Here is a 16,772-nt window from a genome sequence, read left to right on the forward strand (position 1 = left end):
CCGGCGCCGCTTGCGACCGGGCATGAGTACCTTGATAAGGACTGACGTTTCCCATGTTGACCATCGCACTGTCCAAGGGCCGCATCCTTGACGACACCCTGCCGCTTCTGGCTGAAGCGGGCATCGTGCCGACCGAGAATCCGGACAAGAGCCGCAAGCTGATCATCCCCACGACCCAGGCCGACGTGCGCTTGCTGATCGTGCGTGCCACCGACGTGCCGACCTATGTGGAACATGGTGCCGCCGACCTGGGCGTTGCCGGCAAGGACGTGCTGATGGAATACGGCGGCCAGGGCCTGTACGAGCCCCTGGACCTGCGGATCGCCCGTTGCAAGCTGATGACCGCCGGTAAAGTCGGCGCGCCGGAGCCCAAGGGGCGTTTGCGCGTGGCGACCAAGTTCGTCAACATTGCCAAGCGTTATTACGCCGAGCAGGGCCGTCAGGTCGACATCATCAAGCTGTACGGTTCGATGGAGCTGGCGCCGCTGATCGGCCTGGCGGACAAGATCATCGACGTGGTCGACACCGGCAACACCCTGCGGGCCAACGGCCTGGAACCCCAGGACTTCATCGCTGACATCACCTCCCGGTTGATCGTCAACAAGGCGTCGATGAAAATGCAGCATGCTCGTATCCAGGCTCTGATCGATACCCTGCGCAAGGCAGTGGAATCGCGACACCGCGGCTGATTCACCTGCGCGGCCTTGAGTCGCGCCCGTCTATCCGTGTCATAGCCAATTTTCTCAGGTGCCCACGCGAATGGACTGGTAGCTTAGGGCGCCTGAGCATTTGCCATTAATGAGGCCCTCGCTATGACCGCTCCCACTTCGATTCGCCGACTCAACGCTGCCGACCCGGATTTCGCACATCATCTGGATCATCTGCTGAGCTGGGAAAGCGTGTCTGACGACTCGGTCAATCAGCGGGTGCTGGACATCATCAAGGCCGTGCGCGAGCGTGGCGATGCCGCCCTGGTGGAATTCACCCAGAAATTCGACGGCCTGCAAGTGGCGTCCATGGCTGACCTGATCCTGCCGCGCGAGCGCCTGGAACTGGCCCTGACCCGGATCACCGTGCCCCAGCGCGAAGCCCTGGAAAAAGCCGCGTCGCGGGTGCGTGACTATCACGAAAGGCAGAAACAGGACTCCTGGAGCTACACCGAGGCCGACGGCACGGTGCTGGGCCAGAAAGTCACGCCACTGGACCGCGCCGGCCTGTACGTACCGGGCGGCAAGGCGTCCTATCCGTCCTCGGTGCTGATGAACGCCATCCCGGCCAAGGTCGCCGGTGTGACCGAAGTGGTCATGGTCGTCCCGACCCCGCGCGGTGAAATCAACGAACTGGTGCTGGCCGCCGCTTGCATCGCTGGCGTGGACCGGGTGTTCACCATCGGTGGCGCCCAGGCCGTTGCCGCGCTGGCCTATGGCACCGAAAGCGTGCCACGGGTGGACAAGGTGGTCGGGCCGGGCAATATCTATGTCGCCACCGCCAAGCGCCACGTGTTTGGCCAGGTCGGCATCGATATGATCGCCGGCCCTTCGGAAATCCTCGTGGTGTGCGACGGCCAGACCGATCCGGACTGGATCGCCATGGACCTGTTTTCCCAGGCCGAGCACGACGAAGACGCCCAGGCGATCCTGGTCAGCCCGGACGCCGAGTTCCTCGACAAGGTCGCCGCCAGCATCGACAAGCTGCTGCCGACCATGGACCGCGCCGAGATCATCAACACCTCCATCAATGGCCGTGGGGCGCTGATCAAGGTCGATGACATGGCGCAGGCCATCGAGGTTGCCAACCGCATCGCGCCGGAACACCTGGAGCTGTCGGTCGCCGACCCGCAGGCCTGGTTGCCGCAGATCCGCCACGCCGGTGCGATCTTCATGGGCCGCCACACCAGTGAGGCCCTGGGTGACTATTGCGCAGGTCCTAACCACGTGTTGCCGACGTCCGGCACCGCGCGCTTCTCGTCGCCGCTGGGGGTGTATGACTTCCAGAAACGTTCGTCGATCATCTTCTGCTCCGAGCAGGGTGCTTCCGAACTGGGCAAGACCGCCTCGGTGCTGGCCCGTGGCGAATCGCTGAGCGCCCATGCCCGCAGCGCCGAATACCGCATTCTTGATGAGCCATCCATTGACGAGCCATCCGTTGAACGGCAGGGGAACTGAAATGAGTAAATTCTGGAGCCCGTTCGTCAAGAACCTGGTGCCCTACGTGCCGGGTGAACAGCCGAAGCTGACCCGGTTGGTCAAGCTCAACACCAACGAGAACCCCTACGGTCCATCGCCCAAGGCCCTGGCGGCGATGCAGACCGAACTGAATGACAACCTGCGCCTGTATCCGGACCCCAACAGCGACCTGCTCAAAGGCGCCGTGGCCCGCTACTACGGCGTGCAGAGCAACCAGGTGTTCCTGGGTAACGGCTCGGATGAAGTGCTGGCGCACATTTTTCACGGCCTGTTGCAGCACGACCAGCCGCTGTTGTTTCCGGACATCAGCTACAGCTTCTATCCGGTGTATTGCGGGTTGTACGGCATCCAGTTCGAGGCGGTGCCGCTGGATGAGCAATTCCGGATCGACCCGGCCGATTACGCCAAACCCAACGGCGGGATCATTTTCCCCAACCCGAACGCGCCGACCGGCTGCCTGTTGGCGCTGGAGGCGGTCGAGCAGATCCTCAAGGCCAGCCCGGATTCGGTGGTGGTGGTCGACGAGGCCTACATCGACTTCGGCGGCGAAACGGCCATCAGCCTGGTGGACCGTTATCCGAACCTGCTGGTGACCCAGACATTGTCCAAGTCCCGCTCGCTGGCGGGGCTACGCGTGGGCCTGGCGGTGGGCCATCCTGACCTGATCGAAGCGCTGGAGCGGATCAAGAACAGCTTCAACTCCTACCCGCTGGATCGCCTGGCAAATGTCGGCGGCGCGGCGGCGTTCGATGATCGCGAGCATTTCGACCGGACCTGCCAGTGGGTCATCGAGCACCGTGAATGGGTCGTGGCCCAGTTGCAAGCCAAGGGCTTTGAAGTGCTGCCCTCGGCGGCCAACTTCATCTTCGCCCGCCACCCCCGGCACGATGCGGCAGGGTTGGCGGCGAAACTGCGGGAACAGGGTGTGATCGTGCGGCACTTCAAGCAGGAGCGGATTGCCCAGTTCCTGCGAATCAGCATCGGCACACCGGAGCAGAACCAGGCCCTGATCGAAGCCCTCGGCGAACTCTGAAACCCTGCATTGGACCTGTGGGAGTCTGTGGGAGCAAAGCTTGCTCGCGATAGTGTGTCAGTCACCTCAATGTCGGCTGACCTGACGCCATCGCGAGCAAGCTCGCTCCCACAGTTTTTTGGGGTATTCATCAGATCGGCATGCCACCGAACATCCCCTGTGGGAGCGAGCCTGCTCGCGAAGGCGTAGTGTCAGTCACCTCAATGTCGGCTGGCTTGACGCTATCGCGAGCAAGCTCGCCCCCACAGTTTTTTGGGGTGTTAGCAAGGTCGGAATTCCACTGCAAATCCTCTGTGGGAGCGGGCTTGCTTGCGAGGGCGTAGTGTCAGTCACCTCAATGTCGGCTGACTTGACGCCATCGCGAGCAAGCTCGCTCCCACAGTTTTTTGGGGTGTTAGCAAGGTCGGAATTCCACTGCAAATCCTCTGTGGGAGCGGGCTTGCTCGCGAAGGCGTCGTGTCAGTCACTTCAATGTCGGCTGACCTGACGCCATCGCGAGCAAGCTCGCTCCCACAGTTTTTTGGGGCATTCATCAGATCGGCATGCCACCGAGCATCCCCTGTGGGAGCGAGCTTGCTCGCGATGGGGCCTTCGGATCAGACCCTGAACTGATTGATCAACCGCCGCTGCTGCTCCGCCAGTTTGGTCAGCCCGGCGCTGGCCGCGCTGGATTCGTCGGCGCCGCTGGCCACTTCGTTTGCCACTTGCCCGATGTTGATCACGTTGCGGTTGATGTCATCGGCCACGGCGCTTTGTTCCTCGGCAGCGCTGGCGATCTGGGTGTTCATGTCGTTGATCACCGACACCGCCTGGGTAATCGTCTCCAGGGCCTGGGCCGCTTTCGCCGCATGCTGCACGCTTTCGTCGGTACGGTGCTGGCTGTCTTCCATCACCCGCACCACATCCCGGGTGCCTTGTTGCAACTGCTGGATCATCGCCTGGATTTCTTCGGTCGCCTGTTGCGTTTTCTGCGCCAGGTTGCGCACTTCATCGGCGACCACCGCGAAACCACGGCCCTGCTCACCGGCCCGAGCGGCTTCGATGGCCGCGTTGAGGGCCAAGAGGTTGGTCTGCTCGGCGATCCCGCGGATGGCGGTGAGGATCGCGTTGATGTTCTCGCTGTCCTTGGCCAGGGTCTGCACCACACCCACCGCCTTGCCGATTTCCACGGCCAGGGCACCAATGGAGGTGGAGGTGTCCCGGACGATCTGCATGCCCTGGCTGGCAGCCTGGTCCGCATGACTGGCGGCCTGGGCCGCCTGGGTCGCGTTGCGGGCCACGTCCTGGGCGGTGGCGGTCATTTCGTGCACGGCCGTGGCGACCTGATCGATCTCGGACATCTGCTTGTGCACGCCCTGGTTGGTGCGGATCGCGATATCGGCGGTGTGCTCCGATGAATCGCTGACGCTCTGCACCGAGGTCACCACCTGGGTGATCATGCCCTGCAACTTGCTCAGGAAGGTGTTGAAGCCCCTGGCGATCGCCCCCAGCTCATCGGCGCGGTCGCTCACCAAGCGGCGGGTCAGGTCGCCTTCGCCCTGGGCGATGTCATCGAGCATCGCCACCATCTGCTTGAGCGGTCGGGCAATGCCGTGACCCACCAGCCAGATCACCAGCAGACCAATGCCGGCAATCACCAGGCCCACCATTGCCATGCCGAAGATATCGGCCTGGCGCTGATGGTCGAGGTCTTGCTGCAGCGCTTGCAGGTCGGCCATGACCGCATTCAGCGGCAACTGCAGCATCAGCGTCCAACGGGCGTTGGTCTCGCCAATGCCGAACGGCATGTACACCTCGATATGCCCGTGTTCGTCGTCGATGTCGTAGCGCACTTCACCGACCCCCAGCTTGGCGAGGTTGTCCAGTTCGCTGGCATCCAGCAGGTCGCTGGCCTTTTCCCCGAGTTTGCTCGGGTCCTTGGTGAAGGCCACCAACCGGTTGTTGCTCGAGAGCAAGGCCATTTCCCCGGCGCCGTCGTACAGCTTGCCGTCGGCGGCCACGAGCATGTCCTGGATGAAGTTCACCGACAGGTCGGCGCCGACGATGCCCTGGAACTTGCCATCGATCATGATCGGTTCGATGAACGAGGCGAGCATGGTCATCGTGCTGCCGACACGGTAGGGCGCCGGGTCGATCACGCAGGCTTTCTTGCTGTCCTGGGAGCACAGGTAGTACTCACTGGCGCGGATGCCGGTGGAGAGCAGTTTCTGGTCGGTCACGTCGGCGAGTTTTTCCAGGCCCAGGGTGCCGTCCTGATTGCGGAACCACCACGGCAGGAAACGCCCGTTGGTTTCCATGCCCACGACCGGGCTGTTCACATAATTGGCGTCGTCGTGGTCGATGGCGTTCGGCTCCCAAGCGATATAGGCGCCGAGGATCTTCGGGTTGCGCACCACGGTTTCGCGCAGCAGGCTGATCATTTGTTCGCGGGGCACCTTCAGGGGCGGATTGCCGTCCGCGCCGTTCATGCCCATCAAGGCGTTCGTGGTGGCCAGGCCGCGGGCGAGCAACAGCGGTGCTTCCAATTCCCGCTGGATCAGGCTGGCCTGGGTGCGCGCCAGGGCGCTGAGGCGTTGTTCGATGAGTTGCTCGAACTGCGCCTTGGTGCGCTGTTGCACCATCTCCTGGGTGCGGGCGCCGGCAAACAGCGCGTACAGCACCAGGGCGCCGACCACGCTGAGCACGATGGCACCGGCCAGGGCGGCCACGGAAAACTGGATCGATCTGAATTTCATAAAGGCTCCGGACGCGGAAATGACGTCTGGGATCTTTATCGGCGTTTCTGTGGCGCAGCATGAGGCGCTGTTCGTCGGGTGACTGTATTGGAGAAGTGGGTGTCGCAAATGGATGCGGTGGGATCTGTCCGAAAAAACTGTAATCCCCCCGTTGTGTATCTGGCGCCGATACAAATCAAGGCCTAGGATACGTCCACGTTTCCAGGGAGCTTCTTTTACATGAACAAGACATTGATGGTGAGTGCTCTGAGCGCGGCTTTGCTGCTCGCCGGTTGTCAGTCGGTCAACACCACCAGCGGCGGAGCCGTGGGCGTGGAACGCAAGCAGTACATGTTCAGCATGCTGTCGACCGACCAGGTCAACCAGATGTACGCCCAGTCCTATCAAAAGACGATGGGCGAGGCGAGTGCCCAGGGCGTGTTGGACAAGACCAGCAGCGATGCCAAGCGGGTCCAGGCTATCTCCAGTCGGCTGATCGCCCAGGCGCCGGTGTTCCGTCCGGATTCTGCGCAATGGAACTGGGAAGTGAACCTGATCAAGAGCGATGAGCTCAACGCCAGCTGCGGCCCAGGTGGGAAAATTATTTTCTACACCGGCCTGATCAATAAGCTGAAGCTCACCGACGATGAAATCGCCGCGATCATCGGCCATGAAATCGCCCACGCCCTGCGCGAGCACGGGCGCGAAGCGATGTCCAAGGCCTATGGCATCGAAATGGCCAAGCAGGGTGCCGGTGCCTTGTTCGGTCTCGGCCAGGACAGCCTGGCATTGGCCGACACCGTCGCCAACTACGGCATGACCTTGCCCAACAGCCGTGGCAACGAGAACGAAGCCGACCTGATCGGCCTCGAACTGGCCGCCCGCGCCGGCTACGACCCGAACGCCGCGATCACCTTGTGGAACAAGATGGCCAAGGCTTCTGAAGGCGCGCCGCCGGAATTCATGAGCACCCACCCGTCGTCGAGCAGCCGTATCGCTTCGTTGCAGGCGGCGATTCCGAAGGTGATGCCGCTGTATCAGCAGGCCAAGAAGTAAGCTCCATCATGCGGTGAAACTGTTTTTTGTGGCGAGGGAGCTTGCTCCCGCTGGGCTGCGAAGCGGCCCCAAAATCTTGCGGTCGCTGCGCAACCGAGCGGGAGCAAGCTCCCTCGCCACAACAGCCTCAAACCCACCCGCTGCCCTGCATCGCCTTGTACACCGCCACGATCGCCAGGACGAAGAACGCCGAGGCGGCCAGGCGGCGGATCAGGGTCAGGGGCAGCTTCTCGGCGGCGAAATTGCCCGCCAGGACCACCGGCACGTTGGCAATCAACATGCCGACGGTGGTGCCGATGATCACCAGCCACAGCTCCGGGTATTGCGCGGCGAGCATCACCGTGGCGATCTGGGTCTTGTCGCCGATTTCCGCCAGGAAGAATGCAATCAGCGTGGTCAGGAACGGTCCGAACCGGCGGGCCGTGTTGGCTTCCTCATCGTCCAGTTTGTCCGGGACCAGGGTCCACAGTGCCGTGGCCGTGAAGCTGGCCGCCAATATCCAGTGCAGGACCGCGTCGGAGAAGAAACCGCTGACCCAGGCGCCGACCGCGCCGGCCGCCGCATGGTTGGCCAGGGTCGCGGCAACGATGCCGGCGATGATCGGCCAGGGTTTGCGAAAGCGAGCGGCAAGAATGAGCGCGAGCAATTGCGTCTTGTCGCCGATTTCGGCCAGCGCAACGATCGCCGTGGGTACGAGGAGTGAGTCCAGCATCAGGGATTTCCTAAAGGGGCGGGTCGACACGGCTATGACACGTACAGCCTTCCCGCCCCGGGTAAGGTGTGCGTGTCATAGGTCTTGTCAAACCCAGCGACCATCTGCGTGGACGCTTGGGCCGCATACGCCATGGTCTGCTGACCAAGTATGTTGACGTATGCCGGGCGAGCATGGCGCTCGCGGGAGACTACTCCCCTAGGACGGAGCGGATTCTGCCTAGGCAAATCCGATTGAGCAAGTGCTGTTGCCTAAAAAACCTCAACCGCGTTTGGCCCGATAGATGCGAAAGCCCTGGCCTTCGGCCTTGATCGCGCAGACGCCCAAATGCTCTTCGATCAGCGGCTGGTACTTGAGGAAGCTATTGGCGACCAGCCGAAGTTCTCCGCCGTTTTTCAGATGTTTGGCCGCTTTTCGCAGCAGGTTCTCCGTGGCGTGGTAATCGGTATGCACGCCGACATGGAACGGTGGGTTGCTCAGGATCGCGCTCAAACCCATCGGTGCGGCGTCGATGCCATCGCCGGTCAGCACGTCGGCTTCCAGGCCATTGGCGGCCAGGGTCAGGCGACTGCTGGCGGCGGCGAATGCGTCTACGTCCAACAGGGTGACGGTGTTGTGCGGATAGCGCCGCTTGACCGCAGCCCCCAGCACGCCGGCACCGCAGCCGAAGTCGAGCAAATGCCCGCTGGGCAGCTTATCCAGGTGTTCCAACAGCAGCGCACTGCCGCGATCCAGGCGACCGTGGCTGAACACCCCCGGCAGGCTGATGACCTTCAGCGGACCTTCGGCCAAGGGCAGTTCATAGGTCTGGGCCAGGCTTTCCAGGGGCTTGGCCTCGGGCGCGTTGGCGACCGTGACTTGCCACAGCTGGCAGTGCCGCGCGCTGTCGAGCTTGCGAGGCTTGCCGAACGGGTTGAGCTGCTTGGAGGCGCCTTCGATGCCGCTGCGTTTTTCCCCCACCAGGTACACCTCGCGCCCGGCCAGGCGCGCCGCCACGGCATTGAGGAGGTAGTCGGTCAGGTCCTTGGCCTTGGGCAGGAACACCACGGCGGTGTCGAACCCAAGCTCGGGGATGTTCACGCCAAAGTGGCTGCGCTCGGGAAAACGAGCGTCCAACGCCGCCTGATCGCCGGCATGCCAGCACCAGCCATGGGCCTCGGGCAAACGGCCGAGCAGATCGTCGGCGGGCAGGCCGGCCAACAACACCGAACCCTGGAATAACTCGGCCTGACGAAGCAGTACTTCACTGCGCGGATCCATGGTCTGCTCCTTGAAAAAAAGTGCGGCAGTTTATCAACTGACGACACGCCGCGCTGTACCGCTGAAAAAGCCTTGGGCGTTTTCGCTCATTTGATCGACGATCCGTTGTCGCGCCTCGCGGCTGCCCCAGGCGTTGTGTGGAGTGACGATCAATCGTGGGATATCGCCGGCCAGCAGCGGGTTGCCTTGGGTTGGCGGCTCCACACTGAGCACGTCGGTGGCGGCCCCCCCCAAGTGACCACTGCGCAGTGCCTCGGCCAGGGCCTGTTCGTCGATCAGGCCGCCACGGGCGGTGTTGACCACGAATGCGCCGGGCTTGAGCTGCGCCAGTTCGCGGGCGCCGATGAAGTTTCGGGTGTGCTCGTTGAGCGGGCAGTGCAAGGTCAGGGCATCGACTTGCGGCAACAACTGCTCCAACGGCAAGCGGTCGGGGCGGGCCGGGCGCCCAGGGATCTGCCCCAGCAGCACGCGCATGCCAAAAGCTTCGGCCAGCCGCCCGACGGCGCTGCCCAATTCACCGTGGCCAAGCAAGCCCAACGTCTTGCCTTCCAGCTCGACAATCGGATAGTCCAGCAGGCAGAACTGCGAAGCCTGCTGCCAGCGACCTTCCCCCACCGCTTTTTGATAATCGGCCAGGCGCGTTGCCAGGTTCAGCAACAGCATGATGGTGTGTTGGGCCACCGACGGCGTGCCGTAGCCCTGGCAATTGCACACCGTGATGCCGTGGCGGCGGGCGGCTTCCAGGTCGACGTTATTGGTGCCGGTGGCGCTGATCAGGATCAGCTTCAGCCCGGGGCTGGCCGCCATGGCCTGGGCATCGATCACGGCCTTGTTGGTGATCGCCACGGTGGCGCCCTTGAGCCGCTCGATGACCTGGTCCGGCGTGGTCCGGGCGAACAGTTGCAGTTCGCCGAAGCAGCTGCGCAACGGGTTCAGGTCCAGGTCGCCGAGGTCCAGGGAAGGGTGGTCGAGGAAAACGGCGCGGGCGGTGTTCGTCATCAGCTGTACCTTTTATGTCAAGAACCGAAGGCGTAATGTGGCGAGCCTATCAGATGCATTACAGCCATGGCTGCGAACCCTGGTGGCGAGGGAGCTTTCTGTGGCGAGGGAGCTTGCTCCCGCTGGCCTGCGAAGCAGGCCCTGATACAAGACAAGCGACCGCTGCGCAGTCGAGCGGGAGCAAGCTCCCTCGCCACGGGATTTCATCCAACAAAAGATTGTCGCAAGGAGCTCCACCATGTACCTCACCGAATTCCTCACCGTCGCCCTGATCCACCTGCTGGCCGTCGCCAGCCCTGGGCCGGATTTTGCCGTGGTGGTGCGCGAAAGCGTGACCCATGGCCGGCGCGCCGGGACCTGGACGGCACTGGGCGTCGGCACGGCGATTTTCCTGCATGTGGGCTATTCGTTGCTGGGCATCGGCCTGATCGTGTCGCAATCGATCGTGCTGTTCAACGCATTGAAGTGGGCCGCCGCCGCGTACCTGCTGTACATCGGCTTCAAGGCATTGCGGGCGCAACCGGCCAAGCCGGCCGAGGAAAACCTGCACAAGGAAGTCGGTGAACGGACCGCCCGTGGCGCGTTCATTTCGGGCTTCGTCACCAATGGCCTGAACCCCAAGGCGACGCTGTTTTTCCTGTCGCTGTTCACCGTGGTGATCAACCCGCATACGCCGTTGGCGATCCAGGCCGGTTACGGCGTGTACCTGGCGGTGGCGACGGCCGTCTGGTTCTGCCTGGTGGCGCTGTTGTTCAGCCAGCAACGCGTGCGCGCCGGTTTCGCGCGCATGGGCCACTGGTTCGACCGGACCATGGGCGCGGTACTCGTTGCAATTGGCGTGAAGCTGGCGTTTACCGAGTCGCACTGATTCAGCCCTGTGTAGGAGCTGCCGAAGGCTGCGATCTTTTGATCTTTTGATCTTTCGATCTTTCGCTCTGGACTCAATTGGCAGGGGAAAGATCGCAGCCTCGTTTCACTCGGCAGCTCCTACAGTCCCGGACATGGCTCAAGGCTAGTATCTGCGCGCTGATCAAATCATTCCTTTGGCTGATTTGATCTGCGTATAAGGGCTCTAGAGTGCTTGCTTCCAGCCAAGACCGTGCAGTCAGAAAAGGGACTCTTATGTTGCAGACTCGCGTTATTCCTCCAGCCGAAGGCGCCTATCAATACCCGCTGCTGATCAAGCGGCTGCTGATGTCTGGCACGCGTTACGAGAAAACCCGCGAGATCGTCTACCGTGACCAGTTGCGCTACAGCTATCCGACGCTGATAGAGCGGGTCGCGCGCCTGGCCAACGTGTTGACCGAGGCGGGGGTCAAGGCCGGCGATACCGTGGCGGTGATGGACTGGGACAGCCATCGCTACCTGGAATGCATGTTCGCGATCCCGATGATCGGCGCGGTGATCCACACCATCAACGTGCGCCTGTCACCGGAGCAGATCGTTTACACCATGAACCACGCCGAGGACCGCTTCGTGCTGGTCAACAGCGAGTTCGTCGGCTTGTACCAGGCGATAGCCGGGCACCTGACCACGGTGGACAAGACCCTGCTGCTGACCGACCTGCCGGAAAAAACCGCCGACCTGCCGAACCTGGTGGGTGAATACGAGCAATTGCTGGCCGCCGCCGCGCCCACCTACGATTTCCAGGACTTCGACGAAAACTCCGTCGCCACCACGTTCTACACCACCGGCACCACGGGCAATCCCAAGGGCGTGTACTTCACCCATCGGCAACTGGTGCTGCACACCATGGGCGTGGCGACCATCATGGGGGCCATCGACAGCGTGCGGCTGCTGGGCACCAACGACGTGTACATGCCGATCACGCCGATGTTCCACGTCCACGCCTGGGGCCTGCCCTACGTGGCGACCATGCTCGGGCTCAAGCAGGTCTACCCGGGCCGCTACGACCCCGAATTCCTGGTCCAGCTGTGGCGCAAGGAAAAGGTCACCTTTTCCCATTGCGTGCCAACCATCCTGCAAATGGTCCTCAATGCCAAGGGCGCCCAGGACACCGACTTCGGCGGCTGGAAGATCGTCATCGGCGGCAGCGCCCTGAACCGCAGCCTGTACGAAGCGGCCAAGGCCCGGGGCATCCAGCTCACCGCCGCCTACGGCATGTCGGAAACCGGCCCGCTGGTGTCCTGCGCCCACCTCAACGCTGAACTGATGGCCGGCAGCGAAGACGAACGCACCACCTACCGGATCAAGGCCGGCGTGCCGGGGCCGCTGGTGGAGGCGGCGATTGTCGACGCCGAGGGACGCTTCCTGCCGGCCGATGGCGAGACCCAGGGCGAACTGGTGCTGCGCGCGCCGTGGCTCACCGAGGGCTATTTCAACGAGCCGCAGAAGGGCGCCGAGCTCTGGGCCGGCGGCTGGCTGCACACCGGCGACGTCGCCACGCTGGACAACATGGGTTTCATCGACATCCGCGACCGCATCAAGGACGTGATCAAGACCGGTGGCGAATGGATATCCTCCCTGGACCTGGAAGACCTCATCAGCCGTCACGCGGCGGTACGCGAAGTAGCAGTGGTCGGCATTCCCGATCCGCAGTGGGGCGAGCGGCCGTTTGCCTTGCTGGTGGTTCGCGAAGGGCATGAGATCGGGGCTCGCGAACTCAAGGAGCACCTCAAGCCGTTCGTCGAACTGGGGCACTTGAGCAAGTGGGCGATCCCGAGCCAGATCGCCCTTGTTACGGAAATTCCCAAGACCAGTGTCGGCAAGCTCGACAAGAAGCGTATCCGCGTCGACATCACCGAATGGCAGAGCAACAACAGCACCTTCCTCTCTACGCTTTAGGCCTTTTTGCCGTGCCCGAAAGGGCACGGCAAGCCCCACCAAGCAAGCGCTTGCCTTGTCAAACCGAAAATTTCAGCCATCCTTGCCGTGCCGACACCTGTCGGACTGGCGAAAGGACTGTTCCAGAGTGGTCGCGGGCTGCAAATCACACTTTAGAGGGATCAAGCCGTACTACCTGCTGGCTATAGTCCGCTCACGGATTCTCAAGAACGGGGCGCACGCACGAAAGGGCGATGCGACTTCGACGGATGTCGGGATGCTGTCGCTCCCAGCCGCCGAGGTGTTTTTGAAATGTCCATTGCCATAACAATAATGCACATGGAGTAGCGTCGATGACCTCAGCAACCACGTTCTGGCGCCGGGCAAAACTGCCTCTGGCGGTCAGTCTCGCCTCTTCGCTCGCCGGGCCTGCATTCGGCGTCAGTTTCAACATCGGTGAAATCGAAGGCCAGTTCGACTCGTCCCTGTCGGTCGGCGCGAGCTGGTCCACGGCCAAGGCCAACAAGGACCTGATCGGCGTCAACAATGGCGGCAAGGGCTTGTCGCAGACCTCCGATGACGGCCACCTGAACTTCAAGCGAGGGGAAACCTTCTCGAAGATCTTCAAGGGCATCCATGACCTGGAACTGAAGTACGGCGATACCGGCGTATTCGTGCGCGGCAAGTACTGGTACGACTTCGAACTCAAGGACGAACACCGCCTGTACAAGGACATCAGCGACAGCAACCGCAAGGAAGGCGCCAAGTCCTCCGGCGGGCAGATCCTCGACGCATTCGTCTACCACAACTACGCCATTGCCGATCAGCCGGGTTCGGTCCGCCTGGGCAAGCAAGTGGTCAGCTGGGGTGAAAGTACCTTCATCCAGGGCGGCATCAACTCCATCAACCCGGTCGACGTGTCCGCGTTCCGTCGCCCTGGTGCCGAGATCAAGGAAGGCCTGATCCCGGTCAACATGTTCTACGTCTCCCAGAGCCTGACCGACAACCTGTCGGCCGAGGCGTTCTACCAGTTGGAGTGGGACCAGACCGTGGTGGACAACTGCGGAACGTTTTTCTCCCAGCCGGATGTGATTGCCGATGGGTGTACCGATAACCTGCGGGTGCTGAACAAGCGTTCGACGCTCCCAGCCGCTGCGTTGGGTCCAGCGGCCGCACTGGGTATCGACGTCAACGAAGAAGGCGTGCTGGTACGCCGCGGGCCGGATCGCGACGCCCGTGACGGTGGCCAATGGGGCGCCTCGTTGAAATACATGTTCGAGCCGTTGGACACCGAATTCGGTGCCTACTTCATGAATTACCACAGCCGTGCGCCGATTTTCAGTGCCACAGGCGCTTCGCAGGCCATCTACAACCTTGCGCCAGTGGCTGGTCAACTGGCGCCGCTGCTGGTCGCGGGTAGTTCGAAATATTTCGTAGAGTACCCTGAAGACATCCGCCTCTATGGCCTGAGCTTCTCTACAACCCTGCCCACCGGCACGGCGTGGAGCGGTGAACTCAGCTATCGCCCGAATGCGCCGGTGCAATTGAGCACCACCGATATCCTGTTCGCCGGCATTCGCCCGCTCGGTGGTCCTACGTTGGGCAATGCTTCGCTGCTCACAGGTGTGCCAGGCCAGGATCTGCATGGTTATCGCCGCAAGGAAATCACTCAGTTCCAGACCACCTTCACTCACTTCTTGGATCAGGTCATGGGCGCCAGTCGCCTCACACTGGTAGGTGAAGTCGGCGTGACTCATGTTGGAGGCTTGGAAAGCAAGTCGGACGTTCGCTACGGTCGTGACCCTGTCTTTGGTCCGGGTCAACTGCCCAACGGAGCCTGTGACAGGCTCAACGGCTCTACCGCCGCAGGCGGCGGCCAGACCATCAACGACGTGAGCAGCAACTGCAACAACGACGGCTTCACCACCTCCACGTCCTGGGGCTACCGCGCGCGCGCCATCTGGGAATACCCGGACGTGTTCGCGGGTGTGAACCTCAAGCCCAACGTGGCCTGGTCCCATGACGTCAAGGGTTACTCGCCAGGCCCTGGCGGCAACTTCGAAGAAGGCCGCAAAGCCGTCAGCCTCGGGCTGGATGCCGAGTACCAGAACACCTACAACGCCAGCCTGGCCTACACCAACTTCTTTGGTGGCGACTTCAGTACCGTGGACGATCGTGACTTCCTGGCGCTCAGCGTCGGCGTGACCTTCTAAGCACCGAATTTCAGGACGACACACTATGAAAATAACAAAAAATCTGTTGCAGGTCGGTGTTCTGGGGCTATCCCTGCTGGCTGCCAGCGTCATGGCGGCAGTACCCGCCGCCGAGGCCGACAAACTGGGCAAGAGCCTGACGCCGATGGGCGCCGAGATGGCCGGTAATGCCGACGGCTCGATCTCCGCCTGGAAACCCATGGCCAAGAACGCCGGTGCCGTGGACAGCAAGGGCTTCCTCGCCGATCCATTCCCGACGGAAAAACCGCTGTTCACCATCACGGCGCAGAACGTCGAGCAGTACAAGGCCAAACTCGCCCCGGGCCAGTACGCGATGTTCAAGCGCTACCCGGAAACCTTCAAGATGCCGGTCTACCCGACCCATCGCGGCGCCACCGTGCCGGACGAGGTGTTCGCCTCCATCAAGAAAAACGCGGTCAACACCAAGCTGGTCTCCGGTGGCAACGGCCTGGAGAACTTCGAGACGGCCGTGCCGTTCCCGATTCCCCAGAGCGGCGTGGAAGTCATCTGGAACCACATCACCCGTTATCGCGGCGGCAGCGTGACGCGCCTGGTCACCCAGGCCACCCCGCAGCCCAACGGCTCTTACAGCCTGGTGTATTTCCGCGACCAGTTCGTGTTCCGCGACAAGATGAAGGATTTCGATCCGGCCAACCCAGGCAACATCCTGTTCTACTTCAAGCAACAAGTGACCGCGCCGGCGCGCCTGGCCGGTGGCGTGCTGCTGGTGCACGAAACCCTCGACCAAGTGAAGGAGCCGCGTTCGGCGTGGGTCTACAACGCTGGCCAGCGCCGTGTGCGCCGCGCCCCGCAAGTGTCCTATGACGGCCCGGGTACGGCGGCCGACGGCCTGCGTACCTCCGACAACCTGGACATGTACAACGGCGCGCCGGACCGCTACGACTGGAAGCTGGAAGGCAAGCAAGAGATGTTCATCGCTGCCAACAGCTACAAGATCGATTCGCCGCAACTCAAGTACGCCGACATCATCAAGGCCGGCCACATCAACCAGGACCTGACCCGCTACGAGCTGCGTCGTGTCTGGCATGTGACCGCGACCCTGAAGGAAGGCCAGCGCCACATCTACGCCAAGCGTGACTTCTTCATCGATGAAGACACCTGGCAAGCCGCGGTGATCGACCACTACGACGGTCGTGGCCAACTGTGGCGCGTGGCCGAGGCTCATGCCGAGAACTACTACGACAAGCAAGTGCCGTGGTACGCCCTGGAAACCCTCTACGACCTGCAGTCCGGCCGCTACCTGGCACTGGGCATGAAGAACGAAGAGAAATCGGCCTACGACTTCGGCTTCACCGCCACCACCGCCGACTTCACTCCGAACGCATTGCGTCAGGACGGCATCCGCTAAACCGCTCCGCCCGAGGCCGCATCCTCGAAACAACGCCCCGACTGGTTCGGGGCGTTTTTTTGGTGCGCCCAGCATGGGCGCAATCTTGTGGGTGAAAGTCCCGCCGTAAGCTGACCACAGCGAATGAAGTGAAGCGCAACTGTATGAGGGCGACCGAGTGTGGGGAGGAAGCGTGGAGCGAAGCCGTGAGCCGATGAACAAGAACCGGATATAAGGCGAAGCCGACCAGGGTGAGCGGGCCAAAAACCGCGAAACTCTTGTGGTCAAAGGGCGGCTGCGTAGATCCGGCGGCTGTGCGGTGAAGGATTGCGTTCTTACCTGGGGAGATCTCGCCTTATGCCTGAAAGGGCGACGGTGCAAACCGGAGCGAGAAGTCAGCAGAGGCCGTAGTAGTCTTTTTTTTCTTTTTTTTTGACGAAGGGCCG

Annotated in this window: 12 protein-coding genes, 1 pseudogene and 1 riboswitch; of the genes and pseudogenes, 8 read left to right on the forward strand and 5 right to left on the reverse strand. The window is 62.2% G+C overall.

Annotation, left to right across the window (positions count from 1 at the left end; genetic code table 11):
- The first annotated feature begins 53 nt into the window (after positions 1-53).
- The 3 genes from hisG (at position 54) to hisC (ending at position 3,219) form a co-directional block, all read left to right on the forward strand.
- Complete coding sequence (hisG, locus tag AC515T_RS04560; protein ID WP_047228656.1) at positions 54-689, forward strand: ATP phosphoribosyltransferase; 636 nt, start codon at positions 54-56, stop codon at positions 687-689.
- Between the two features lie 123 nt (positions 690-812).
- A complete protein-coding gene (gene hisD, locus AC515T_RS04565) occupies positions 813-2,165 on the forward strand; it encodes a histidinol dehydrogenase (protein ID WP_058546604.1) in 1,353 nt (450 codons plus the stop codon).
- Position 2,166: 1 nt separating this feature from the next.
- Positions 2,167-3,219 (forward strand): histidinol-phosphate transaminase, encoded by a 1,053-nt coding sequence (gene hisC / locus AC515T_RS04570; RefSeq protein ID WP_496531593.1) that lies wholly within the window; start codon positions 2,167-2,169, stop codon positions 3,217-3,219.
- Between the two features lie 596 nt (positions 3,220-3,815).
- Here hisC and AC515T_RS04575 read toward each other — a convergent pair.
- Positions 3,816-4,658 (reverse strand): methyl-accepting chemotaxis protein, encoded by an 843-nt coding sequence (locus AC515T_RS04575; protein ID WP_370873798.1) that lies wholly within the window; start codon positions 4,656-4,658, stop codon positions 3,816-3,818.
- A gap of 15 nt (positions 4,659-4,673) precedes the next feature.
- Positions 4,674-5,954, reverse strand: a pseudogene (locus AC515T_RS04580) (methyl-accepting chemotaxis protein); the annotation flags it as partial.
- 219 nt (positions 5,955-6,173) lie between these two features.
- On the opposite strand from AC515T_RS04580, the gene AC515T_RS04585 reads away from it, so the two are divergent.
- Complete coding sequence (locus tag AC515T_RS04585) at positions 6,174-6,989, forward strand: M48 family metallopeptidase (RefSeq protein WP_207963219.1); 816 nt, start codon at positions 6,174-6,176, stop codon at positions 6,987-6,989.
- 127 nt (positions 6,990-7,116) lie between these two features.
- Here the strand turns inward: AC515T_RS04585 and AC515T_RS04590 are convergent, their stop codons facing one another.
- From AC515T_RS04590 to AC515T_RS04600, 3 genes are all read right to left on the reverse strand, one after another.
- Positions 7,117-7,701, reverse strand: coding sequence for a TMEM165/GDT1 family protein (locus AC515T_RS04590; RefSeq protein ID WP_496531594.1), 585 nt, complete (start codon positions 7,699-7,701; stop codon positions 7,117-7,119).
- An 89-nt stretch (positions 7,702-7,790) separates the two neighbouring features.
- Positions 7,791-7,913: riboswitch (yybP-ykoY riboswitch) on the reverse strand.
- 49 nt (positions 7,914-7,962) lie between these two features.
- The gene (locus AC515T_RS04595; RefSeq protein ID WP_496531595.1) at positions 7,963-8,961 is read right to left on the reverse strand and encodes a methyltransferase; all 999 of its coding nucleotides are present in this window, start codon (positions 8,959-8,961) and stop codon (positions 7,963-7,965) included.
- 33 nt (positions 8,962-8,994) lie between these two features.
- On the reverse strand, positions 8,995-9,960 hold the full coding sequence (locus AC515T_RS04600; protein WP_496531596.1) for a 2-hydroxyacid dehydrogenase: 966 nt from the start codon (positions 9,958-9,960) through the stop codon (positions 8,995-8,997).
- A 238-nt stretch (positions 9,961-10,198) separates the two neighbouring features.
- Here AC515T_RS04600 and AC515T_RS04605 point away from each other — a divergent pair, with 238 nt between their 5' ends.
- From AC515T_RS04605 to AC515T_RS04620, 4 genes are all read left to right on the forward strand, one after another.
- Positions 10,199-10,828: a LysE family translocator gene (locus tag AC515T_RS04605; RefSeq protein ID WP_496531597.1), complete on the forward strand. Its 630-nt coding sequence runs from the start codon at positions 10,199-10,201 to the stop codon at positions 10,826-10,828.
- Positions 10,829-11,082: 254 nt separating this feature from the next.
- Positions 11,083-12,765 (forward strand): fatty acid--CoA ligase, encoded by a 1,683-nt coding sequence (locus tag AC515T_RS04610; RefSeq protein ID WP_496531598.1) that lies wholly within the window; start codon positions 11,083-11,085, stop codon positions 12,763-12,765.
- A gap of 332 nt (positions 12,766-13,097) precedes the next feature.
- Positions 13,098-14,957 (forward strand): DUF1302 domain-containing protein, encoded by a 1,860-nt coding sequence (locus tag AC515T_RS04615; protein WP_496531599.1) that lies wholly within the window; start codon positions 13,098-13,100, stop codon positions 14,955-14,957.
- A gap of 25 nt (positions 14,958-14,982) precedes the next feature.
- Positions 14,983-16,347 (forward strand): DUF1329 domain-containing protein, encoded by a 1,365-nt coding sequence (locus tag AC515T_RS04620; protein WP_496531600.1) that lies wholly within the window; start codon positions 14,983-14,985, stop codon positions 16,345-16,347.
- Positions 16,348-16,772 lie beyond the last annotated feature (425 nt).

Source organism: Pseudomonas sp. FSO-7, from assembly GCF_059579345.1.

Coding starts and splice junctions, on each gene's coding strand:
- AC515T_RS04620 (WP_496531600.1), top strand. CDS start 14,983: ATGAAAATAACAAAAAATCTGTTGCAGGTCGGTGTTCTGGGGCTATCC.
- AC515T_RS04595 (WP_496531595.1), bottom strand. CDS start 8,961: ATGGATCCGCGCAGTGAAGTACTGCTTCGTCAGGCCGAGTTATTCCAG.
- hisD (WP_058546604.1), top strand. CDS start 813: ATGACCGCTCCCACTTCGATTCGCCGACTCAACGCTGCCGACCCGGAT.
- AC515T_RS04615 (WP_496531599.1), top strand. CDS start 13,098: ATGACCTCAGCAACCACGTTCTGGCGCCGGGCAAAACTGCCTCTGGCG.
- AC515T_RS04575 (WP_370873798.1), bottom strand. CDS start 4,658: ATGATCACCCAGGTGGTGACCTCGGTGCAGAGCGTCAGCGATTCATCG.
- AC515T_RS04590 (WP_496531594.1), bottom strand. CDS start 7,701: ATGCTGGACTCACTCCTCGTACCCACGGCGATCGTTGCGCTGGCCGAA.
- AC515T_RS04600 (WP_496531596.1), bottom strand. CDS start 9,960: ATGACGAACACCGCCCGCGCCGTTTTCCTCGACCACCCTTCCCTGGAC.
- AC515T_RS04605 (WP_496531597.1), top strand. CDS start 10,199: ATGTACCTCACCGAATTCCTCACCGTCGCCCTGATCCACCTGCTGGCC.
- hisC (WP_496531593.1), top strand. CDS start 2,167: ATGAGTAAATTCTGGAGCCCGTTCGTCAAGAACCTGGTGCCCTACGTG.
- AC515T_RS04585 (WP_207963219.1), top strand. CDS start 6,174: ATGAACAAGACATTGATGGTGAGTGCTCTGAGCGCGGCTTTGCTGCTC.
- AC515T_RS04610 (WP_496531598.1), top strand. CDS start 11,083: ATGTTGCAGACTCGCGTTATTCCTCCAGCCGAAGGCGCCTATCAATAC.
- hisG (WP_047228656.1), top strand. CDS start 54: ATGTTGACCATCGCACTGTCCAAGGGCCGCATCCTTGACGACACCCTG.